At 42.6% G+C, this 21,878-nt stretch carries 21 protein-coding genes and 2 pseudogenes; 7 read left to right on the top strand and 16 right to left on the bottom strand.

The window, feature by feature from the left end; genetic code table 11:
* Positions 1-609: 609 nt before the first annotated feature.
* The 4 genes from NG22_RS01530 to rplU all read right to left on the bottom strand — a co-directional run bounded on the left by NG22_RS01530 (position 610) and on the right by rplU (position 3,810).
* A complete protein-coding gene (locus tag NG22_RS01530) occupies positions 610-1,191 on the bottom strand; it encodes a nitroreductase family protein (RefSeq protein ID WP_253275640.1) in 582 nt (193 codons plus the stop codon).
* A gap of 176 nt (positions 1,192-1,367) precedes the next feature.
* Positions 1,368-1,850, bottom strand: coding sequence for a hypothetical protein (locus NG22_RS01525; protein ID WP_053404085.1), 483 nt, complete (start codon positions 1,848-1,850; stop codon positions 1,368-1,370).
* Between the two features lie 1,367 nt (positions 1,851-3,217).
* Positions 3,218-3,487, bottom strand: a complete 270-nt coding sequence (rpmA, locus tag NG22_RS01515; RefSeq protein ID WP_053404083.1) for a 50S ribosomal protein L27 — start codon at positions 3,485-3,487, stop codon at positions 3,218-3,220.
* Between the two features lie 8 nt (positions 3,488-3,495).
* Complete coding sequence (rplU, locus tag NG22_RS01510) at positions 3,496-3,810, bottom strand: 50S ribosomal protein L21 (protein WP_053404082.1); 315 nt, start codon at positions 3,808-3,810, stop codon at positions 3,496-3,498.
* 363 nt (positions 3,811-4,173) lie between these two features.
* Between rplU and NG22_RS01505 the strand changes: the two genes are divergently transcribed.
* Positions 4,174-5,169: a ribonucleotide-diphosphate reductase subunit beta gene (locus NG22_RS01505; protein WP_053404081.1), complete on the top strand. Its 996-nt coding sequence runs from the start codon at positions 4,174-4,176 to the stop codon at positions 5,167-5,169.
* A 38-nt stretch (positions 5,170-5,207) separates the two neighbouring features.
* Entirely contained in the window at positions 5,208-7,571 is a 2,364-nt protein-coding gene (locus tag NG22_RS01500) for a ribonucleoside-diphosphate reductase subunit alpha (protein WP_053404080.1), read from the top strand.
* A gap of 1,213 nt (positions 7,572-8,784) precedes the next feature.
* Here the strand turns inward: NG22_RS01500 and NG22_RS01495 are convergent.
* The 4 genes from NG22_RS01495 to NG22_RS01480 form a co-directional block, all read right to left on the bottom strand.
* A complete protein-coding gene (locus NG22_RS01495) occupies positions 8,785-9,624 on the bottom strand; it encodes a geranylgeranylglycerol-phosphate geranylgeranyltransferase (protein ID WP_053404079.1) in 840 nt (279 codons plus the stop codon).
* Between the two features lie 138 nt (positions 9,625-9,762).
* Positions 9,763-10,212, bottom strand: coding sequence for a hypothetical protein (locus NG22_RS01490; RefSeq protein ID WP_053404078.1), 450 nt, complete (start codon positions 10,210-10,212; stop codon positions 9,763-9,765).
* Between the two features lie 53 nt (positions 10,213-10,265).
* Positions 10,266-12,674 carry an endonuclease MutS2 gene (locus NG22_RS01485; protein WP_053404077.1) on the bottom strand — a complete coding sequence of 803 codons (2,409 nt, stop codon included), beginning with the start codon at positions 12,672-12,674 and terminating at the stop codon, positions 10,266-10,268.
* A 23-nt stretch (positions 12,675-12,697) separates the two neighbouring features.
* Complete coding sequence (locus tag NG22_RS01480) at positions 12,698-13,111, bottom strand: DUF4296 domain-containing protein (protein WP_157600808.1); 414 nt, start codon at positions 13,109-13,111, stop codon at positions 12,698-12,700.
* A 150-nt stretch (positions 13,112-13,261) separates the two neighbouring features.
* On the opposite strand from NG22_RS01480, the gene NG22_RS01475 reads away from it, so the two are divergent.
* The 3 genes from NG22_RS01475 to NG22_RS01465 are packed head-to-tail and all read left to right on the top strand — an operon-like array spanning position 13,262 to position 16,059.
* The gene (locus NG22_RS01475; RefSeq protein ID WP_053404075.1) at positions 13,262-14,140 is read left to right on the top strand and encodes a DUF58 domain-containing protein; all 879 of its coding nucleotides are present in this window, start codon (positions 13,262-13,264) and stop codon (positions 14,138-14,140) included.
* On the top strand, positions 14,133-15,011 hold the full coding sequence (locus NG22_RS01470) for a hypothetical protein (protein WP_053404074.1): 879 nt from the start codon (positions 14,133-14,135) through the stop codon (positions 15,009-15,011). The genes NG22_RS01475 and NG22_RS01470 overlap by 8 nt, the downstream gene beginning before the upstream one ends.
* A complete protein-coding gene (locus NG22_RS01465; protein WP_053404073.1) occupies positions 15,004-16,059 on the top strand; it encodes a VWA domain-containing protein in 1,056 nt (351 codons plus the stop codon). The genes NG22_RS01470 and NG22_RS01465 overlap by 8 nt, the downstream gene beginning before the upstream one ends.
* A 304-nt stretch (positions 16,060-16,363) precedes the next feature.
* Here NG22_RS01465 and NG22_RS18080 read toward each other — a convergent pair whose 3' ends face one another.
* Positions 16,364-16,612 (bottom strand): hypothetical protein, encoded by a 249-nt coding sequence (locus tag NG22_RS18080; protein ID WP_253275639.1) that lies wholly within the window; start codon positions 16,610-16,612, stop codon positions 16,364-16,366.
* 96 nt (positions 16,613-16,708) lie between these two features.
* Positions 16,709-16,921, bottom strand: a pseudogene (locus NG22_RS18250) (histidine kinase); the annotation flags it as partial.
* A 292-nt stretch (positions 16,922-17,213) separates the two neighbouring features.
* Between NG22_RS18250 and NG22_RS01455 the strand changes: the two are divergent.
* Entirely contained in the window at positions 17,214-17,930 is a 717-nt protein-coding gene (locus tag NG22_RS01455) for a LytTR family DNA-binding domain-containing protein (protein WP_053404071.1), read from the top strand.
* Positions 17,931-18,474: 544 nt separating this feature from the next.
* Here NG22_RS01455 and NG22_RS01450 read toward each other — a convergent pair.
* From NG22_RS01450 to NG22_RS01440, 3 genes are all read right to left on the bottom strand, one after another.
* On the bottom strand, positions 18,475-19,161 hold the full coding sequence (locus NG22_RS01450; protein ID WP_053404070.1) for a hypothetical protein: 687 nt from the start codon (positions 19,159-19,161) through the stop codon (positions 18,475-18,477).
* Between the two features lie 32 nt (positions 19,162-19,193).
* On the bottom strand, positions 19,194-19,448 hold the full coding sequence (locus NG22_RS01445) for a hypothetical protein (RefSeq protein WP_053404069.1): 255 nt from the start codon (positions 19,446-19,448) through the stop codon (positions 19,194-19,196).
* 203 nt (positions 19,449-19,651) lie between these two features.
* Positions 19,652-20,098 (bottom strand): Fur family transcriptional regulator, encoded by a 447-nt coding sequence (locus NG22_RS01440; RefSeq protein ID WP_082304959.1) that lies wholly within the window; start codon positions 20,096-20,098, stop codon positions 19,652-19,654.
* A gap of 93 nt (positions 20,099-20,191) precedes the next feature.
* Between NG22_RS01440 and yidD the strand changes: the two genes are divergently transcribed.
* On the top strand, positions 20,192-20,422 hold the full coding sequence (gene yidD / locus NG22_RS18075) for a membrane protein insertion efficiency factor YidD (protein ID WP_071932169.1): 231 nt from the start codon (positions 20,192-20,194) through the stop codon (positions 20,420-20,422).
* Between the two features lie 110 nt (positions 20,423-20,532).
* On the opposite strand, the pseudogene NG22_RS18070 reads toward yidD, so the two are convergent.
* From NG22_RS18070 to NG22_RS18240, 3 genes and pseudogenes are all read right to left on the bottom strand, one after another.
* Positions 20,533-20,739 (bottom strand): annotated as a pseudogene (locus NG22_RS18070) (DUF423 domain-containing protein); the annotation flags it as partial.
* Positions 20,740-20,798: 59 nt separating this feature from the next.
* Complete coding sequence (locus NG22_RS18245; RefSeq protein WP_367379213.1) at positions 20,799-21,410, bottom strand: thiamine-monophosphate kinase; 612 nt, start codon at positions 21,408-21,410, stop codon at positions 20,799-20,801.
* Positions 21,410-21,841, bottom strand: coding sequence for a thiamine-monophosphate kinase (locus tag NG22_RS18240; protein ID WP_367379212.1), 432 nt, complete (start codon positions 21,839-21,841; stop codon positions 21,410-21,412). The genes NG22_RS18245 and NG22_RS18240 overlap by 1 nt, the downstream gene beginning before the upstream one ends.
* Between the last annotated feature and the right edge of the window lie 37 nt (positions 21,842-21,878).

Below are 21,878 nucleotides of genomic sequence, written 5' to 3'. Positions count from 1 at the left end.
ATTTTTATCTAACAAAGATGACGAAAGAGGCAAAATCAAGCCCATCCAAACACAAATTCGAATGATTGAAAACAATGTTGGAATATTTCCCCAAAATAGTACTGGTATAACTTCAAAATAAAAGGTGTTCGCTTCTGTAATCAGGGCTTTTCATAAAAAGCTAGATCGGCCATTCAACAGCTTATATTTAATCATCAATCGTTTCTTTTTCATTTTTTCTTGATAAAAAACGAAACAAAAAATCAAGGCTGAGATCAATGTCGGCGGGACAACGAACCTGCTGACGGAATCCATCAAGGCGACATTTGGAGAGGGTAGGAGATTGGTGAAATATTGCTAAAATGTCGCTATGATGCCTTCTGGTCGCCAGCAGAACCTTTGTCTATCCGCCCATTGATCTAGGCCGGAGGGTTGATGTGGAAGATTTTATACCATAATGTCAATACTGTAAAAGGTAGTAAGCTAACTCATAAACAAGCGCTCAAATCAAATAGCCCCCATTGGGAACTAGATCATTTCTATAATTTGCCTATTTGTAGTTTTATGAAAAAGCCGTGCCGCTGCAATTCTTCCTGTTTCCCTTTACGAATTCCGGACTTTCAACACCTTCTAAATAGTCGCAATCACCTCTTCCAACACCTTTCTTTGTTTTGGATTTTTATCCAACTGATTAAAATCCTCCACATCCCGATAACCAATTGCCACTGCAAAGACCGTCTCGTGCTTTTCCAGCTTCAATAAGTCAGCATAAGCCGCGACATCAATCCCTTCCATAGGGGTGGAATCAATTCCCATCTCCGCACATGCACTTAAAAATACCCCAAGAGCCAGATAAACCTGATGCTTCATCCAGGCCTTGATCTCCGCTTCCGGCATGGGCTTTAGGAAATTTTTATAATACTCTTGCTGGCGCTCCGGCAAAGCCCCAATATGATTTTCCTCAAAATAAGCCAGATCACTGATTACATTAAACACCACTACATGAGAAGCATTTTCAACCTTAGGTGCGTTGAACAATGACACTTGCGCCAATGCCGCTTTAAGCTGCTCTTCTTCTACAAAAGTAAAGCCCCATGGCTGACTGTTGATAGAAGATGGGCTCAACTGCAGGATTCGCTTTAAATCAGCAATTTGCGCTGGACTGACCTTTTTGGAAGCATCATACATTTTAGTAGTATAACGCGATTCCATATTTTTCACAAAACTCATCTATGAATTGTATTATCTTATTCAAAATTTTCCGACAATATAATCATCTACAAAATAGATGCCCATTAGCAGGCAAAGTTAAAATTCCAGGCCACAAAAAAACCTTCATGCCAAAGAGGTTAACACGAAGGTTTCTAACTAAAAAACTAAACTTATATCTAAACAATGGTCGTTTTCACCGGCACAATATACGCCCGCCCCTCCCAAACTAAGGACGTACCCTCTGGCCCCTCCACTTTAAAGGCATTACATAATTCCTGACCATAGGCTTTGACCGAATTTATGGCCTCTCGTTCTAATTCTGTACTTTTTTCTTCCAGCCCCTTCAAGTTCATATAGTGCTGTAAACGGTCATGACATTCCGCCATTTTATCCTGTAAATCCCTCACTTCAACCGAATTCCCCTTGGCCACTTTCAGCTGTTCCTGTGTCTGCCAGCACAGCGCCTGAAACTTCATCACATACCGCCTGACGGCCCGAAGTCGCTGACGACTTTTTTTATGATCTTCTTTTAATTCAAATAAAAAAAAGGTCAGATGATGCATAAAAGTTTGGGAAGCGATGTGATCTGTCAATATTGGTGGCTTATCCTTTAATTCTTGAAAACGTTGGGTTTGGATTTCGTTCAATATGATTTTCATTAATTAATCAATATTACAATCCACTCAAAATCAAAAAGTTGCCAAACGATGATTATTTATGATGAAAGATTTACTATGATGCTTTCCAACTGATCATCCTCATAAGCAAGCCTAAAAATCATTCGTGAAAATTCGCGTCATTCGTGGCAAAAAACTCCTCCCCTACTTCTCTCCCAAAGCAAGCACCATAAATAATCAAGCAAGACCGATCGATGTAAAAGTAAACCTCCCCGGCAATGCCCATTACCCAATCCACTCTCAAAATAATTCGTGAAAATTGGCGAAATTCGTGGTTAATAAAATCTCACCACCAATCCAACCTTCACAATATTCCTTTTCATTTTTTCTTGACAAAAAATCAAGGCGACATTTGGAGAAGATGAAAACTAGTAAGCGCTTGCGGAAATGTCGCTGTGATGCATTCTTGTCGCCAGCAGAACCCTTGTCTAACCGCCCATTGATCAAGGCCGGGTGTTGTAATGGAAGGTTTCTCAACTACCTCCACCCTCATAAGCAAGCCTAAAAATCATTCGTGAAAATTCGCGTCATTCGTGGCAAAAAACTCCTTCCCAACTTCTCACCCAAAGCAAGCACAATAAATAATCAAGCAAGACCGTTCGATGTAAAAGTAAACCTTCCAGGCAAAGCGCATTACCCAATCCATCCTCAAAATAATTCGTGAAAATTGGCGAAATTCGTGGTTAAAAAAATCTCACCACCAATCCAACCTTCACAATATTCCTTTTCATTTTTTCTTGACAAAAAATCAAGGCGACATTTGGAGAGGATGAAAAGGAAATGTCGCTGTGATGCATTCTTGTCGCCAGCAGAACCCTTGCCTAACCGCCCTTTAATCAAGGCCGGAGTGTTGTGATGGAAGGTTTCTCAACTACCTCCACCCTCATAAGCAAGCCTAAAAATCATTCGTGAAAATTCGCGTCATTCGTGGCAAAAAAATCCTCCCCTACTTCTCTCCCAAAGCAAGCATCATAAATAATCAAGTAAGACCGTTCGATGTAAAAGTAAACCTTCCAGGCAAAGCGCATTACCCAATCCACCCTAAAAATCATTCGTGAAAATTCGCGTCATTCATGACAAAAAAATCCTTCCCTGCCTCTCCCCCAAAGCAAGCACCATAAATAATCAAGACCGATCGATGTAAAAGTAAACCTCCCCGGAAATGCGCATTACCCAATCCATCCTCAAAATAATTCGTGAAAATTGGTGAAATTCGTGGTTAAAAAAATCCACCCACCTTTAACTCCATCCTCCCTCAATCATGAGGCAACAAAAAAAATAAGCCCAAAACCAAAAAAGCCCGCCATAAGGCGAGCTTTCTAATTTTTTCGACTGTTCTGTCTCTGATCTTATGCTTCTGCTGTTTCAGCAGGAACGATAGATACGAAAGAACGGTTCTTGTAACCTTTGCGGAATGCTACTGTTCCATCAACCAATGCGAACAAAGTATGGTCTTTACCAATACCTACGTTCTCACCTGGGTGATGCTTTGTACCACGCTGGCGAACGATGATGTTACCAGCGATAGCTGCCTGACCACCAAAAATTTTAACGCCCAATCGTTTACTTTCCGACTCGCGACCGTTCTTGGAACTACCTACACCTTTCTTATGTGCCATGGTTCAAATTATTTAGAGATACCTTTAATTACAACTTTAGTAAAACCTTGACGGTGACCATTTTTCACCTTGTAACCTTTACGACGTTTCTTTTTGAAAACGATCACTTTGTTACCTTTTACGTGCTCTACTACTTCAGCTGAAACTTTAGCACCTTCAACAACAGGAGCACCAATCTCGACCTGACCGTCGGCATCAACCAACAATACTTTGTCGAACTCTACGGAAGCGCCAGCCTCTGCGTCCTTCATTAAAGGAGCGTAGATGTACTGATCTTGCGTTACTTTGAACTGCTTTCCGGCTATTTCTACAATCGCGTACATTTGTTAATTAAATAATTATTCGATTAATAATTAAGTACCGTTTACTCAAACGGAATGCAAATATAGGTGTTTTTCTGCAACTTACAAAGTCTGCCTGATTATTAGATTTTCCGCCTTCTGAAAATAAAGTTCAAAGAGCGAAAAACATCCTCCAGACCCAACTATAACTCACTGAAAAACAACCACCCAGCTCACACAACAAATACTTTACCAAACGCTAAACAGCAGATTTTCACCCATTTGCCCCGCTTGCAATTTAAGGCGTTTTTATTGAATTTATAAGTTAGCAGGCCATCACCTCTCACGACTTGCGCGTGGAGTTATCCGGTAGCCCATCAACAAATCAAAACTGAAACCTACAACATGAACCAAGAAAGCCCCTTATCACAAGAACCTATTCTTCAGGAAAATACCAACAGATTCGTCCTTTTCCCTATTCAGCATCATGACCTCTGGGAATTTTATAAAAAGGCAGAAGCCTCCTTTTGGACGGCGGAAGAGATTGACCTGAGTCAGGACTTAAAAGATTGGGAAAATTTAAATGAAGGAGAAAAACATTTCATTTCCCATGTACTGGCCTTTTTTGCCGCTTCGGATGGGATTGTGAATGAAAACCTGGCCGAACATTTTCTGAGTGAAGTACAGTATACGGAAGCCAAGTTTTTTTACGGTTTTCAGGTGATGATGGAAAACATCCACTCAGAAACCTATTCCCTGCTGATTGACTCCTACATCAAGGATCCGGCAGAAAGAGATAAACTTTTCAATGCCATGGAGACCATTGACTGCGTGAAAAAAAAGGCCGACTGGGCCTTGCGCTGGATTGACAACGGCAGCTTTCAGGAACGTCTAATTGCCTTTGCAGCGGTAGAAGGTATCTTTTTTTCCGGTTCATTCTGTTCTATTTTTTGGTTAAAGAAAAGAGGCTTAATGCCCGGCCTGAGCTTCTCCAATGAATTAATCAGCAGAGATGAAGGCCTGCACTGTGATTTTGCCTGCCACCTTCATCAAAAACATGTGGTAAATCAATTGCCCAAAGCAAAAATCAGAGAAATCATTAGTGATGCCGTAAACATTGAGCAGGAGTTCGTGACGGATGCCCTTCCGGTAAGCCTGATTGGAATGAATGCCAAACTAATGAACCAATACATCGAATTTGTCGCCGACCGGCTTTTAGTAGAATTAGGATGCGAGCGGATATATCAGTCTGAAAACCCCTTCGATTTTATGGAAATGATTTCCCTGCAGGGAAAAACCAATTTCTTCGAAAAACGCGTGGCCGAATACCAAAAAGCCGGCGTCATGCAACAGGAAGAAAATGCTGATACTCCAAAATTCAGTATGGACGAAGATTTCTAATCACCAATTTCAATCCTCCTAAAACCTACCTCCCGAATATGCTAGTCTTAAAAAGAGATGGCCGCAAAGAGTCCGTTCGATTCGACAAAATCACCGCTCGCATAGAGAAACTCTGCTATGGCCTCCACCAAAACTATATCAGCCCCCTCGATGTGGCCCAAAAAGTTATTGAGGGCTTATACGACGGGGTCACCACCGTGGAATTGGACCAACTGGCGGCAGAAGTATGCGCCTCCCTGACCACACGGCATCCCGATTACGCGCGATTGGCAGCCCGCATTGCCGTATCGAATTTGCATAAAGAAACCGCCAAGTCTTTTTCCAACACCATGAAAAGACTATACACCTGTGTAAATCCGGCCACCGGAGAACGTGCCCCCCTGGTCAGCAAGGAATTTTACGAGGTGGTTCGTGCCAATGCCGCCACCCTGGACTCCAACATCATTTATGACCGGGACTATCAGTATGATTATTTCGGTTTTAAAACTTTGGAACGCTCCTACCTCATGCGTCTGGACGACCGCATAGTCGAACGTCCGCAACATATGATCATGCGGGTGGCCATTGGCATTCATGGAGAAGATATTGAGGCCGCCCTGGAGACCTATGAACTCATGTCGCAGATGTGGTTCACCCATGCCACCCCCACCCTCTTCAATGCCGGCACCCCCAAACCCAATATGTCTTCCTGCTTCCTGCTCACTACCAAAGACGACAGCATTGAGGGCATCTATGATACGCTCAAGCAATGCGCACTCATTTCCCAATCGGCCGGAGGTATCGGGCTTTCCATTCACAACGTCAGATCCAAAGGCAGTTACATCCGTGGCACCGGTGGCAATTCCAATGGAATCGTGCCCATGCTGCGTAATTTTGACATGACGGCCCGCTATGTAGATCAGGGTGGTGGCAAGCGGAAAGGCTCCTTCGCCATTTATCTAGAGCCCTGGCATGCCGACATTTTTGAATTTCTGGAATTAAAGAAGAACCACGGAAAAGAGGAAATGCGGGCCAGAGACCTTTTTTACGCCCTTTGGATTTCCGATTTGTTCATGAAGCGGGTAGAGGCCAATGAAGAATGGAGCCTTTTCTGCCCGAATGAATGCCCGGGCCTGTATGATGCCTATGGCGAATCCTTCGAAAGATTATATGAAAAATATGAGCGGGAGGGAAAAGCAAAAAAAGTCATCAAAGCACAGGACCTTTGGTTTCAGATCATGGAATCCCAAATAGAAACCGGCACCCCTTATATGCTTTATAAAGATGCCGCCAATGAGAAGTCCAACCAAAAAAACCTGGGCACCATCCGCTCTTCCAATCTCTGCACAGAGATTATGGAATATACGTCAGAAAAAGAAGTGGCCGTATGTAATCTGGCCTCCATCGCACTACCGAAGTTCATCATCAAAGGCGTGTTTGACCATCAGCGACTGTTCGAGATCACCAAAGTGATCACCCGCAATCTGAATAAAGTCATTGATCGCAACTATTATCCGGTGCCGGAAGCCGAATATTCCAACAAAAGGCACCGCCCGATTGGCCTGGGCGTACAGGGACTCGCTGATGTATTCATTCAATTGCGCATGCCCTTTGATTCGCCAGAAGCCAGAGCACTGAACACCGACATTTTCGAGACCATCTATTTTGCGGCCATGACGGCTTCCAAAGAACTGGCAGAAGAGCAGGGCGCCTATGAAACTTTCGAGGGCTCCCCCGCCTCCAAAGGGCAATTCCAGTTTGACCTTTGGGGCGTAACACCGGCCTCCAACCGCTGGGACTGGGAAAGCCTGAAAGCGGAGGTGGTCAATAAGGGCATTCGAAACGCTTTACTGGTGGCCCCCATGCCCACCGCCTCCACTTCCCAGATCATGGGAAACAATGAGTGCTTCGAACCCTATACCTCCAATGTCTACACCCGCAGAACCCTTTCGGGCGAGTTCATTGTGGTGAATAAACATTTACTCAAAGATCTCATTTCACTTGGGCTCTGGAATGAACAGATGAAGCAAAAGCTGATTGCGGCCAATGGTTCTATTCAGACCATAGATGAAATCCCTCAGAACATCAAGGATCTTTACCGCACCGTATGGGAAATCTCTCAAAAATCAATTTTGGAGATGGCTGCTGACCGCGGGCCCTATATCTGCCAGTCACAATCCATGAATGTTCACCTGCAGGATGTAAACTTCGGCAAGCTGACCTCCATGCATTTTTATGCCTGGCGAAAAGGCCTTAAAACCGGCATGTATTATCTCAGAACCAAAGCGGCGGCAGATGCCATCAAGTTCACCCTGAAAAAAGAGGAGTTGCAGCCCACGGCGGAAGAAATCAAAGCGCAGAAACAGTCGGACATGAGTTGCTCTCTGGATAATCCGGAGGATTGCATGGCCTGCGGTAGCTAAACCGAATTATGCATGTTTAAATCTTCGTTCTGCTTCAAGACAGAAAATATCAAGGAATAGTCTCCTGTTTTAAGTTTTTTCCAGGAAAGCAGATAAAGGAGGAGAAAGCATGCTTACCCATATCGGGGCGATAAAATAACAAAACACCCGGCCCAAACTGAAAGCAAACCCTTTGAGCACCATCAATAAATCCAGCGGTGAGTAATTCGGCTTACAGCACGGTATTCAGAGGGTACTTTTTTTGGGGGGCTGCTGCCGCTTAGACGTCAGCATCAGGCTGGCGCGGCTCACCCCATCGGCCTTTTGGGCCGCTGTGGTTTAAACAGACCCGCTTCATCCTTGCCCCGGCGGGCTATCGCCCGCGAGCATACTCGAGACCTGCCGGCGCCGCTTTGCGAAGCTCCTTTTCGCAGCCTTCATGCGTAGCGGCTTGCATAAAGATCGACTGCCGAAAGCCCGACCGACGTCAGGAGGACTGGCCCAAATAATTTAAAAGTCGAATAGTCATGCAGGGCTTTTCATAAAAAGCTAGATCGGCCTTTCGAACCATTATATTTAATCATCAATCGTTTCTTTTTCATTTTTTCTTGATAAAAAACGAAACAAAAAAATCAAGGCTGTGATCAATGTCGGCGGGACAACGAACCTGCTGACGGAATCCATCAAGGCGACATTTGGAGAGGTCAGGAGATTTGTGAAATATGGCTAAAATGTCGCTGTAATGCCTTCTGGTCGCCAGCAGAACCTTTGTCTATCCGCCCATTGATCAAGGCCGGACTGTTAATGTGGAAGATATTGTACTATAAAGTTAGGCTGTCGAAAATCCTTTAACGTAAGGAAATCAAACCCTTTTCTGATCACGTCAAAGCCCTTTGTCAGGAAGAAACCTGATAGCTGTCCGAAATATTCGACAGCCTACTATAAAGTCAATATTGTAAAAGATAGTAACCTAACTAATAAACAAGCACTCAAATCAAATAGATCTTCATTGGGAACTGGATCTTTCCCATAATCTGCCCATTGGTATTTTCATAAAAAAGCCATGAATAATCATACTTAGGGTATGTTTAAAAACCAAAATTCGCAGCGAATAATTCGGGTTAAAAAATGTACCAACAAAAAAACGCCACTTCCTTCTACGAAAATGACGTTTTGAATATTCTTTGGCGCTACACTGATGCTTTCATAACGCGTGAAGGAAGCAAAGAGTTCGTTAAACCATCAACATACTGAGTACACCACCCATCATTAACAGTTTACAAAACAGACTGAGGTTTTTAAAATGCTTTTTTGTATCTGCCCTTAGCAGATAGATCACCACCAATATCAATGGCAGGCTCAGCCCCATAAAATAAATATTGAGGTGCACATTGTTGGTGCTGACCATCCAGCCCATCATCAATAGAATAAAAAGGGTGATAAACACCATCAGCAAACGCTTGGTATTGCGCATCCCCCAAAGGATGGGCACCGTCTTACAACCGTGCATTTTATCGCCCTCCACATCTTCCATATCCTTGATCAGCTCTCTGATGACCGTTAAGGCAAAAGCAAATACGGCATAAATGCCGGTAATAAGATAGGACTGCCCGAAATAGATGCTGACCTGCATCAATGAAAGGGCGGTCAGCATGGCGATGGTCAGATTACCGATCAGCGGCATTCTTTTCAGCTGATTGGAATAGTACCACAGGCAAAAGGCCGAAAAGGCAGCGATCAGGCCGGTTTTCCAGGAAAGGATCAGCGCAATTAAAATGCCCAGCCCGGTAATGATAAAATGGAAAAACATGGCTTTTCGCCGGCTGATATCCGAACCGATGGTTACCCGTTCCGGCCGGTTGATATAATCGATTTTCACATCATAGTAATCATTGATCACATAGCCACCAGCTGCGATGAATACAGTGGAAAGTACGATAAAAAACAGCGGAAGCCACTGCTGTAAATCTACTGACGCCGGAGAAACCCCTACCAGGGCTATGGCCACCAATATCTGGGTAAATGCCAGAATCAACAGATTATTAAAACGAATAAGCTTAAAAATTGCCCCCATAAACTTAAGGTTGAAAAGGTATCTGCACCTTTATTTCTTCATTTTCAAAATACAATTCTAAGGAATAATTGGCCAATTTCCGGCTCTTTTGGTTGGCAAAATTCCGGATTTCTTGGACTACTTCTTCCGGACGTGGCTTCACCATGACCTGTTCCCCAGGCTCACTTCAAAGCCTCCTGAAGAACGAATATGATTACGCTCCCATCCCGCTCCCACAGACGAATCCCCCTGCGCGCCGACAAATACCTGAATAAGTTCACTGTCTTCGGAGCCATAATCCACCAGCACCAATGGCCCCTGCATTTGGCCGGATTTTATTTGATCCCGCAGGCTTTCGAATATTTCCCGAAATTCCGCAGCATTAGGGCTGCCCTCATAATACTTTCCCATCAAGGGATAATCCAGGGCACCACTTTCCTCTACATTCAGCGGCTCAAATCCACCCAAATACCAATAAGAGAACAAGCCGATAAAAGCCAAAATGCCCGCCATGGGCAGTACTTTATTCAAAAAAAACTTCAAAACGAAAAATTGATTACGGTCAGTAAAAGCATACTCAATTTGCACAATCCCCCCGATGGAAGGCAAATTTTAGTGGAAAAAACTGAAATAAAAAAAGGGAGCTAAGCTCCCTGATTTCTTTATTTGATATGGACGACGGTTACACCCGCTCCTCCACGCTCTACATGTTCATCTTTATAGGCCCTTACCTGACTCATGGTGTCCAGAATATTCCGCACCACATCCCGCAAAATGCCGTCCCCTTTTCCATGCACTATGCGCAATTCGTCAAACCCCAACATGGCGCCTTCATCCACAAAGTTCTGGACATCAAAGAAAATTTCCTCTCCGCGACGACCCCGGATATCCAGATTTGCTGTGTAATTAGACATTTTGGCATTGATATCAATGCCCTTCATGCTCACACGACTGCTGCGCTCTTTTTCTTCTTTCTTCTGCACCCGGCGGGATACTTTCTCCACTCGGTTCATTTTCACGGTGGTTTTTAATCCACCTAAAGAAAGTTCCAGGTCTTTACCACGTACGCCCAATACTTCTCCTATAGTGCCGGAATCCTTCACCCGGACATAATTGCCCACCTTGATGGTACCGCCTTCAACCACGAATTCCGGCTCTTTTACCTCTGCTGCCGGTGTTTTTCGCTGGCCAATTTTAATATTGCCCTTGTATTTTTCCAGCTGCTCGCGCACCTCCTTGGTTTTCTCTTTGGAGGCTTTCTTTTCCTTAATCTCCTTAATGGCAGCCTCTACCCGACGATTGGCGCCCTCCATAATTCCTTTAGCCTCCCGTTTGGCGTCGTCAATCAGGTCTCGGCGCTTATCATCCAGTCTGGCTTTCAAATCTTCATATTCTTCCATACGAAGCTTCAGGCGACGGTCCCGGTCTTCCGCCTTCTTCAGTTTTTCTTCCAGCTTGCGTTTATCACTTTCCAGCTGCCCCAGCATTCGGTCCAGCTTCACCTGATCCACCCCCACAAGGCCCTGAGCATCTTTCAATACCTCTTTGGGCAATCCGATTTTACGGGCAATCTCCAAAGCAAAAGAGCTTCCCGGCTTGCCGATTTCTAAATCGTAAAGCGGTTCCAGTTTTTCCAGATCAAAACGCATGGCGCCATTCACCAGGCCTTTGGTTTTATCCGCGAAGCGCTTCAAATTGCCATAGTGTGTATTGATCACCCCATACATGCCCATTTCTGCAAACTGGCTCAGTAAAGATTCCGCTATAGCGCCCCCAAACTGAGGCTCAGTACCGGTACCGAATTCATCAATCAGAATCAGCGTCCGCTTATTCCCATTATTCACAAAATGACGCATATTGGTCAGGTGAGAAGAATAGGTCGACAAGTCATTGTCAATCGACTGCTCATCTCCAATGTCCAAGAATACGTTCTGAAAAATCCCCATTTTGGAATGGCCATCCATGGGTACCAAAAGCCCGCACTGCATCATATACTGTACCAGCCCCACTGTTTTCACACAAACCGACTTTCCTCCGGCATTCGGTCCGGAAATCACCAATATCCTTTGTTGCTGGCTCAGGCGAATATTTAAAGGGACCACAGGTTTACCCTGCTCCTGATGGGCCATCCATAATAATGGGTGACGGGAATTATACCATTCCACCAAGGTACGGTTATGCAATTCCGGCATATGGGCTTCCAGCTTTACAGCAAATTTGGCCTTGGCACGAATAAAATCCACCAAGCCCAAAAAGCGAAAAGCCTTTCTGAGGGAATCTAATTCCGGACGAAGGGCATCCGTCAGCACGGTCAGAATACGAACTATTTCTCTTCGCTCTTCATATTCCAGCTCCCGAATGCTATTATTCACTTCCAGCACTTCCGCCGGCTCCAGATATACCGTTTGCCCGGTGGCGGATTCATCATGAACGAATCCCTTGATGGAACGCTTATAGGCAACACTCACCGGTATCACCATCCGGCCATCACGAATGGTGGGCGTTACATCGTCTTTGGTATAGCCTTTGGCTTTAGCCTCCCGAAGGATTCGGTCCAAAACCCGGCGAAGCTGTACCTGCTGCCCCTGTATCTTGGCGCGAATTTGTTGTAATTCCGCACTGGCATTATTGCGTAACTGACCCTTATCGTCAATTTTGGCTTCTATCTGATGGACTAATTGCTGATTGAAGAATACTGCCCCACTGATATCAGACAGCAGTGGGTATTCCTCTGCATTACTTTTCAGAAAGCGGACAATGCCTTCAATGGTTTTTAGGGCCAGCAGCAAATCGAAAAACTCTTCCTGCGTCAGGAAAGTGCCCTGCAGGCTGGCTTTGTCCAATCCGCTGGTCGCATCAATATAATTGGCATTGGGAAAACTTTCCCCTGAGGTTAAAATTCTTCTAAACTCCTCCGTCTGCTGGAGCCAGGTTTGTAACTGATCAAAGTTTTTGGAAAAACGCATCTTCTCCACATAGGCCATGCCCAGTGGGCTTAGGCAGTTTTCTTTGATGATGCTTCTAATACGGTCAAAACCTAATTTCTCCTCAAAACTGCGGGGGTATAGCATTGATTTTCTCTCCTTTCGCTTCCTTAATCCTGAGGCTCATTTTCCTTCGCCTCTTTTAACTTATCTTTTTTCTTACTCGCCTTTTCCTTATCATTTGCCACTCGTTCTTTCAAGCTCAGGCTGTCCACAATGGCGGAATAGAAGGTTTCCATGGTCTCTGGAAAGTGAAGATAATATTCTAAACTTTGGCGGTAATCAACCGAATCAATATCATGCTGCTGGTAAACCAGAGGTTCTAACTCACGATAAAGCACTTTTGCAGAATCTCTTCCCACCCGCACTTCTTTTACCTTGGCCTCCAAAATATAGAAGTCCATCATGAGCTGTATCATCTCATTCTCAGACAACAAGCCCTTGGGCTTATCTACTTTCACTTTTTCTTCTGAACAGCCCAAAAGGCTACAGAATAGAACCGATAACAAAAAATATTTTTTCACAAGTGCAAATTAGGCGAATACTTTCTAATTTTGAAAATACAGCATTGGACAATATCCATATCATCTGAGGAATAAATGATATTTAGGCCAATGATTTTAAAAAAATACCAATGTTCGGATTCAGCGCCGACCTTCAAAAAATAGGATAAGGTGAAAGAAATTTTTCAAAAAATACGTAAGTACGAAATTCGAATCAGAAAGGCGGTAAAGAGCCACATGCAGGGAGACTACCATTCCATCTTTAAAGGAAGCGGATTGGAGTTTGATGATGTGCGTTCCTACCAATATGGGGATGACATCCGAAGCATCGACTGGCATGTGACCGCCAAGGGACATGGCACCTATGTCAAAACATTTAAGGAAGAAAAAGAGCAGACCGTTTTCTTTTTGGTGGATGTGAGTGCATCCCAGCAAATTGGTAAGCAAGGGAAGCAAAAAATAGACATCACCAACGAGATTACCAGTGTGCTGGCGCTCTCTGCAGTGAAAGAGGGCAGTTCAGTTGGGGCAATTTGTTTTTCTGATCAAAAGGAAAAGTATATAAAACCCGGAAAGGGAGAGTCTCAGGCTTATCAGTTGATCAGCAGTTTGTATAAACTGGCCCCAAAATCCAAAAAAACCAGTTTGGAGCGGGCCATGCAGTATTGTCTGAATTTGATCAAAAGGCGATCGGTAATTATTCTGATTTCAGATTTTATCGATGAGGGCTATGAAAAAAACCTGAAAGCCTTGGCCAAAAAGCATGACTTGGTGGTTTTGCATATCTTTGATCAAAGGGAGACCAAACTCCCAAGGTTAGGCATCATTCCGCTCTATGATAAAGAATCTCAGAAAACCATTTGGGTGAATACTTCCTCTCCTGCCTTCCGAAAAAAAATTCAGGATAAGTATGGGGACAGCCAAAACAAGCTCAAGGATTTTTGCCAAAAATATGAAGCCAATTATCTGAGAGTAGACACGGAAGATGACTACGTCCCACAATTAATCAAACTTTTCAAAGTCAGAAATTTAAGTAAGAAAAATGGCTAATCGCTTTTGTATTTTTTTAGTGAGCTTTCTTCAGCTGGCTTTTTTGGGAAAAACCCAGGCACAGGAAATTGAGCTAGACGGATTTTTCCTGAGGGATTCAGTAATGATAGGGGAAGATTTAACGTATATCGTTACGGCCCATTATCCCATGGATCTGAACATCCTGTTTCCGGATTCCCTATACAACTTTCATCCTTTTGAGTATAACTCCAGAGAGGTTTACACTACCGTCACCACCGAAGGGATCAGTACAGATAGCATCGTCTACCACATCTCTACTTTTGAGACCGATAGCCTGCAGCAACTCTCCGTACCCATTTACTGGGTGCAGGAAAAAGACAGTGTTCCGGTATTTACACCCATGGCTGAGATCAACTTCAAGCCCAGCCTATTGACTATGCCGGACTCCATTGCGTTGGAAACAGCTGCCGATTACTATCCGGTTATTTATCCCTTCAATTATCCTTATTGGATGGCCGGGACCGGTATTTTGCTTTTCCTAGCCATCATCTCCTTCGGATTATTTGGGGGTAAAATCAAGCGCCTGTTTAACATTCGCAAGCTGGAGCGTCAGCATCGACAATTCCTGGGCAATTTTGACCAGCATACTTCCAAGAGAGAGGAGGAAGCGCTTTCTTCCTTATGGAAGCATTATATGGAAAAAGTGGACAATCGTCCCTATCCTAAATTGACCACCAAAGAAATTGGGAAAATTCTCCAGCAGCCGGAAGTTTTGGAAACCCTCCGTCTTATTGATATGAATATTTATAGCCAACAAGCTCAGCAGATTGACACCCAAAATTACGACCGACTGAGAGATCTGGCCATTAGCAAATACGAGGACAAGCTCAACCAATTAAAAAATGACTGAAGTAAATAACGCATTGGATCATGAATGGTGGAGTTTGCAATGGTTTACTCCGTCCATATTAAATAATTTCACCTGGGAATTCAGCTGGGTATTATTTCTAATTTTACTCATCCCCCTGCTTTTTATTTTAAAGTGGTTGCTGAACATTAAGCTGAAGCAAAGACTTCCCATTGCCCTCACCAAAAGGGAACTACAATGGAGTGCGATTACGCTTCTGCGGTTTATTCCACCATTGTTTTTTGCGCTTGCCATGGCCCTTTTGTTAATCGCATTGGCAAGACCACAGAAGACCAATGAAAGAGTGGAACAATGGACCGAAGGGATTGACATCACCATGGTCGTGGATATTTCCGGATCCATGCAAATCGAGGATTTCAAACCCAATCGCTTAGTCGCTGCCAAAAAAGTGTGCTCTGACTTTGTTAAGGGCCGCTTTCAGGATCGCATCGGATTAGTCATTTTCTCCGGAGAGGCCTATTCATTGGCACCACTCACCACGGACTACAAATTACTGGAAGAGTATATTGAGGAAATTGATTTTAAAATGATTGCGAATGACGGAACGGCCATTGGTTCCGCCTTGGCTGTAGCTACCAACCGTATGCGGGATGGTGATGCTAAATCAAAAGTGATTATTTTACTTTCTGATGGAGAAAATACAGCTGGTAATATTGACCCGATTACCGCAGCAAAATTAGCAGCAGCCTATGGGATCAAAATCTATACCATTGCCATTGGAAAAGAAGGTCGAGTGCCCTGGGGGAAAGATTTCTTTGGACGCCCGAGAATGGTGGAAAATACCCTGGACGAAACCACCCTTCGTGAAATTGCAGATATTGGTGCCGGACAATTTTACCGGGTATCCAACAATAAAGCGCTGGAAAATGTCTTTGATGAAATTGACCAATTCGAGAAAGCAAAAATCATGGAGACCCGTTTCAAAGACACTCAGGACTTCTATGACGTTTATTTGAAGTGGGGCATTATCTTTCTACTTTGCTTTATCGGCCTGAAGTCTTCTTTTATGAACAATGTGCTGGAAGATTAAACCGAATTATTCATCGCTAGATCCCGTGGTGTGTTTAGAAAACGCTCATTACCGATGCGCGGTGGTTAATTTTGCTGAATCTTAAATAGCCCGAAATTGGCTAAACTTGCATTCACCTCCTTCCATTCATCTGCTTTGTTGGAAAAAACCCGAAATAGGCAAAATTCTTTCATTTTCCCGTCTAGCAGCTAAACGAGGATGGAGGCCGGAATAATCAGCTTTAGAGATTCTTCATAAACCCTTAAAGAAAAGGTCGTCCTGGAATACAGGGCGACCTTTTCTTTTGTTCATTGAGAAAATAATTTTAGGCATCCACCCAGGGCGTCAATACCACCCCAACCACATACTGATTCAGGCGTTCCTCCACAGAAACTTTAAACTGCCCTTTATATTCGGTTCTTAAATTTTCTAAACAGGCATCTAACTCCGCACTAAAAACTGATGGCTTAAAATTATCCGGCTTCAGAATCTCTAAAACCAAGTCAATATTATTTTCTTTGGCGTGTAAATGAACGGAAAAACCCAATTTATCGACTACTCTACGCTGCAACATTTGAAAGGATAGGCTCAAAAGTGGAAAAAAAACACAGGGTGAGATGTAATGATTTCTATCTATTGAATAAATAAAATTAATGTCCAATTGATTATTGAAGCGTAATCGCTGCAAATAAAAATACGATTTTAAAAACTGAACCTCTTCTTCAATAGATATTTTATCCAATTTTGCAACCCGATACTGATACCTGAAAAAATCGGATAATTTAACCAATGAATCGGTTAACCTACCATCCTCCAATAAGGACATAGAATATAGATTATTCAACGTATTGAGTAAAAACTCGTCACCAACCTGGCCGAGCATACTCCTTTCTATTTCCCATTTTACACTCATGTATTTTTCTTTTCTGTTCTAAAGTCTAACACAGAAAAATGAAAATTGCTCAGCCTTTTCGGATCAAATAAAAATTTGAATTATTACCTAAATATCAAAAGGATCAAACATGTAAGTTTCAACAGGAAATTAATCTCAAAATACTCTCCCAAACCCGCCCAACATTTTGATTTTCATCGTGTTAAACTTACAAAGCCTTTCGGCATTTTTTCATGACCAAATTATTCCACCACCCTATAAACCGATATTATTTCTTCTCTATATGAAAAAACTTAAATGCATCATCGTAGATGACGAGCCTCTTGCGCGGAATATCATCCAGAAGTTCGTCGAGCAAAATGAAGCGCTAGAGCTCTGTGCAAACCTGGAGAATGCCATTGATGCACTCAACTACATCAACGAAAACCCGGTCGATCTAATATTTTTAGATATTCAAATGCCAGAGCTAAACGGAATTGATTTTATGAAAACCCTGGTGGACAAACCCATGATTATCATGACCACCTCGGATCCGAGCTATGCGCTTGAATGCTATGAATATTCTGTGGTGGACTATCTATTAAAGCCCATCACGCTACAGCGTTTCCTCAAAGGAGTCAACAAAGCTTTAACGACTTACAATAAGGCGCCTTTGGAAGAAGTGGAGACCAATAAAGAAGAAGGCCCTTCTTTAATTGTGAAAGAAAACGGCATTAACCACCGGCTTTTTTTCGACGAAATTTATTATGTAGAAGCATTTGGTAACTATTTAAAAATTCATCATCCGAACAAAGTTTACATTCAGACCGAAACCATGATTCGCATCATGGAACAACTGGACGAAAGATTCGTCCGAATTCACAAATCCTTCATTACCAATACCGATAAAATTCAGAAAATGACCAGTAATCGGGTACAGGTAAATGGGGTGGAATTGCCCATCGGAAACACCTACAAAAATGGGCTCCGAGATAAAATGTCAAAAGTTGTATTCCAATAAATAAAAAAGCCGCTTTCAATAAAGCGGCTTTTCTTTTAGCTTATTTTTTCATCAAAGTAATAGCGAAACCTTTACCTCCACTCCCTAAGCCGAATTATTCACTGCTAAATTCATCAAAGCAAACCAAGAAACTTATCTTCAACTTATTACCCGTATCTTTCTCTGATTTTTAATAGCCCCAATTTCGGCAAGCTTGCTTTCGCCTCATTCATCTGCTTCGTTAGAAAAAACTCGAAACAGGAAACTGGCCTTTTATTTTCTCACCCTGTAGCTAAACAAGGATTGAAGCAGGCATTATTCGGACTAAATCTAGCGATGATTATTGAGGTCAACTAACCACAAGCAATCAAATAGAACCTGATTTGAAACTGGAGCTTTCCTATAGTATGTCCATTTTCAGTTTTATTAAAAAGCCCGATAAGAAGCGGCTTTATATCTCACCACCTAAACAGTGCTGCTGTTCCCGCTAATCAATAGATATCATTTCTAAAAGAAGCGTATTTTCTTTGTGAATTTTGGCTTTTGAAAAACCTCCGAAAAACTTCTATTCATTGCTGATTTTAAGGGCTACCAGGCTTTTCCCCTGATTCTTAAGTGCCTTCACCTGCTTATATTCCCGAACCTGTATTTGACTAATGTCTACCCAATGATCCAATAAATATTGCTGCACCTTATCCATAAAAAGCGATAATTTCCGATCCTCTTTTCCATTACTTCCCTGAGACTCCAAATTCACCTGAAACTGCCGGTTAGCAATCAGCGCATCCACAAATTTGTCCAAAACTAATTTATCCCTGATATCCAGTTCAGATTCGTTTTTTTCTACTTCTACCTCCCCTTCCATATCCTCATAATTGGACTGTAATTCGGGATTATTATTTACCTCCAAAGGATGTTGAGCCTGCTGCAACTCCTTCAGATTTACAATAAAGACCGTATCGGAATTGACGTGATTTAAATCTATGGGAATATCTCCGAGTTTAATATAGCCAACGGGTTCACTGACAAATTCCATTTCTTCCCCGTTTGGCATAACCAAACCGTAGAAGAAGAGATTATCGTTCAATTTTTTTGCTCTGATCAGCACCTCTTCTGGCATCTCCTCCAGCATCATTTGCTGCGCTTTATTAAAATGAAAGTGAGTGGAATCATCATAGCAGGCTGAAGAAGCCTGAACAGTGTAATGAAGAACAAACAAAAAGCTGGCAAGAAATATTATAGTAAGTTTCATAAGGATTAAAATCAGGAGTAAAAAAACATGGACTAGCGTCCTTTTCGTTGAAGCTTAATAATGCGTTTATCATGCTTCTCACTTTTTTTCATGAGCTCTCCCTGAAACTTCGCCAACTTCCTTTGAAACTTTCGGCGATCTCTGATCGCAGATTTTTGGCGCTTAACCGAAGTTTTTTTGGTTTTAACGATTTCTTTTTGGTGCTGCTTACCACCGGCAGAGGCTATTTCCGGAAGCGTCCATAAGGACAAAGCCAGAAATAATGAAAGTAAAGTTCTCAAAATCATAGAGTTAGGTTTACCCGAATTTATCAATCTTTATTCCATCTCCTTTTTTATCTCGAAAACTAGTCTCAACAAAGACAATTCCTTACCAAAAGCTTACATCACCTTCGAAATGTATTATTTCTTCAAAAATATGAACAAAAAAAATCCCAAATCTGGAATTAGTTCCAAATTTGGGATTTCCCTTTTGTATCTATGCTTACGCTCTACTCTTCTTTTCCACGTTTACCGTAAAAATTTAAGGAATGCGCATCAATCTTGATGTTATATAAGTCCTCAACGGTTTTTTTGATTTGCTGAATTCTCGGATCACAAAATTCCAAAATCTCCTCTGTGTCTGTAAGGATTATATGATCATGCTGCTTATTTCCATAGGAACTTTCATATAAGGCCAAATTCTTACCAAATTGATGGCGCGTCACCAAATCACATTCAATTAAAAGATCTAGGGTATTATAAACCGTCGCACGAGAGACACGGTAGTTCTTGTTCTTCATGTTAATGTATAAAGACTCCACATCAACATGCTCATCACGGGAATATATTTCCTCCAAAATCGCAAAACGCTCTGGCGTTTTACGAAGGGAGTTATTTTCTAAATACTTGGTAAATATATTTTTTACCTCCTCAATACGAGCGGGTGAGTTTTTCATAGGATCGAATTTACGAAGAATCGACAAAAAAAAGCGTATATTTCTTTTCAGAACAAAAAATATTTGGGCATCCTTTCCCCAAATTAAATCAACATGAAAAGCATTATATCCAAATTCTTAATTCTACTAGTGAATATTTACAAATATGGGATCTCTCCATTATTCCCCCCTTCTTGTCGCTACACCCCTACTTGTTCTTCTTATATGATAGCGGCTATCCAGACCCACGGTCCTTTTAAAGGATTATGGCTGGGCCTGAAGCGCATATCAAGATGCCATCCCTGGGGAGGAAATGGACATGATCCTGTCCCCCCAAAATTATAGTTTTTGCCAGCAGGCAATACCAAACAGCAGCCAGGCCGCAATAAAACCCATCCCTCCAAAGGGGGGATTGCTCCTAATTTAGAAATATTGGTCAAACACAATGCATATAGTGAACCGCTAAATACCAGCATACCAAAAATATTGGCATAAAAACTATAATGAGCCAGATTTCCTGAAATTTTAGGGTAGAGCAGCCCCAAAATCATCATCAACATTACGTGATACATCTGATATTTCACAGCTGTTTCAAAAGTATCTACTCGACCATGAGTCTGAAGAATGGACTGAAGCCCATGTGCTCCAAATGCCCCGATCATCACGGTCAGGGCACCCAAAGCAGCTGCAGTGGTTAATATGAGTTTTTGCATACAAAAAATTACATATGGGTAAAGCCTTGTGCTTTTAGTGGATAAACGTTGCCTTGTTTACTGACTAAATTCCTTCCCTTTTCCAAATCCTGAATATAACCAATGGTGTGGACATCCGGCAGGTTTTTAATCTTTTCGTAGTCATCCTGCTTAATACAAAACAGCAATTCATAATCTTCTCCCCCATTCATGGCGGCAATAACAGGATCTAACTGAAATTCCACTGCATTCTCATAAGTAATCTGGTGGATGGGTAATTTATCCTCAAAAACATTCACCCCAACATTACTTTGCTTACTGATATGCATCAGCTCTGAAGCCAGACCATCAGAAATATCCATCATAGCAGTGGGCACCACCCCTAACTTTCCTAACTCATGGATCACATCCATACGTGCCATAGGACGAAGCTGTCTTCCTACCACATAATCATATTGCTCCAATTTCGGTTGCATATCCGGGTTAGCCTTAAATTCAGCCTTTTCACGCATTAAGACCTGAAGTCCAATATAGGCCGCACCCAAATCCCCTGTGGCGCAGATAATGTCCCCGGCAGAGGCGCCACTTCTTTTCACTACCGTATCTTTTTCTGCGGTACCGATCGCCGTAATGCTGATCATTAATCCACCGGGAGAGGAAGTGGTATCTCCCCCACCAGGTCAACACCAAAGGTATCACAAGCTTTTTGAATTCCGTCATAAATGGCATCTACCGCTTCCACTGAAAAACGATTACTCAAAGCCACATTCACTGTAATCTGCTTCGGGATTGCATTCATCGCCGCAATATCTGAAATATTCACCGACACCGACTTAAAACCCAGATGCTGCAAAGGCATATAGCTTAAATCGAAATGAATGCCTTCCACTAACATGTCAGTGGAAATTACCTGATAAAAATCCCCACAGTCAATGAGTGCAGCATCATCTCCAATTCCAAGTGCCGTTGAAGCCTGTTTATGTGTTTTAAAATTTTTAGCAATTCGGTCAATAATCCCAAATTCCCCCAAAGCCCCAAGCTCTGTTCTTTTATTATTATCAGCTGTTGACATATCTCAAATATTAAAAACAAATTGGCTAAAACTACAA

The organism is Persicobacter sp. CCB-QB2 (assembly GCF_001274635.1).
In the GTDB taxonomy this organism is placed as follows: domain Bacteria; phylum Bacteroidota; class Bacteroidia; order Cytophagales; family Cyclobacteriaceae; genus Persicobacter; species Persicobacter diffluens.
The sequence above is the reverse complement of the archived record's forward strand: the minus strand, read 5'-3'. Positions and strand labels throughout refer to the sequence as shown.

Bases quoted from the DNA above. Each gene is read 5' to 3' on its own strand.
- NG22_RS01470 (WP_053404074.1), top strand. From the start codon at position 14,133: ATGGCTAATCGCTTTTGTATTTTTTTAGTGAGCTTTCTTCAGCTGGCT.
- NG22_RS01500 (WP_053404080.1), top strand. From the start codon at position 5,208: ATGCTAGTCTTAAAAAGAGATGGCCGCAAAGAGTCCGTTCGATTCGAC.
- NG22_RS01530 (WP_253275640.1), bottom strand. From the start codon at position 1,191: ATGGAATCGCGTTATACTACTAAAATGTATGATGCTTCCAAAAAGGTC.
- NG22_RS01485 (WP_053404077.1), bottom strand. From the start codon at position 12,674: ATGCTATACCCCCGCAGTTTTGAGGAGAAATTAGGTTTTGACCGTATT.
- rpmA (WP_053404083.1), bottom strand. From the start codon at position 3,487: ATGGCACATAAGAAAGGTGTAGGTAGTTCCAAGAACGGTCGCGAGTCG.
- NG22_RS01495 (WP_053404079.1), bottom strand. From the start codon at position 9,624: ATGGGGGCAATTTTTAAGCTTATTCGTTTTAATAATCTGTTGATTCTG.
- yidD (WP_071932169.1), top strand. From the start codon at position 20,192: ATGAAAAGCATTATATCCAAATTCTTAATTCTACTAGTGAATATTTAC.
- NG22_RS01525 (WP_053404085.1), bottom strand. From the start codon at position 1,850: ATGAAAATCATATTGAACGAAATCCAAACCCAACGTTTTCAAGAATTA.
- NG22_RS01440 (WP_082304959.1), bottom strand. From the start codon at position 20,098: ATGAAAAACTCACCCGCTCGTATTGAGGAGGTAAAAAATATATTTACC.
- NG22_RS01445 (WP_053404069.1), bottom strand. From the start codon at position 19,448: ATGATTTTGAGAACTTTACTTTCATTATTTCTGGCTTTGTCCTTATGG.
- NG22_RS01455 (WP_053404071.1), top strand. From the start codon at position 17,214: ATGAAAAAACTTAAATGCATCATCGTAGATGACGAGCCTCTTGCGCGG.
- NG22_RS18245 (WP_367379213.1), bottom strand. From the start codon at position 21,410: ATGATCAGCATTACGGCGATCGGTACCGCAGAAAAAGATACGGTAGTG.
- NG22_RS18240 (WP_367379212.1), bottom strand. From the start codon at position 21,841: ATGTCAACAGCTGATAATAATAAAAGAACAGAGCTTGGGGCTTTGGGG.
- NG22_RS18080 (WP_253275639.1), bottom strand. From the start codon at position 16,612: ATGTTGCAGCGTAGAGTAGTCGATAAATTGGGTTTTTCCGTTCATTTA.
- rplU (WP_053404082.1), bottom strand. From the start codon at position 3,810: ATGTACGCGATTGTAGAAATAGCCGGAAAGCAGTTCAAAGTAACGCAA.
- NG22_RS01505 (WP_053404081.1), top strand. From the start codon at position 4,174: ATGAACCAAGAAAGCCCCTTATCACAAGAACCTATTCTTCAGGAAAAT.
- NG22_RS01465 (WP_053404073.1), top strand. From the start codon at position 15,004: ATGACTGAAGTAAATAACGCATTGGATCATGAATGGTGGAGTTTGCAA.
- NG22_RS01450 (WP_053404070.1), bottom strand. From the start codon at position 19,161: ATGAAACTTACTATAATATTTCTTGCCAGCTTTTTGTTTGTTCTTCAT.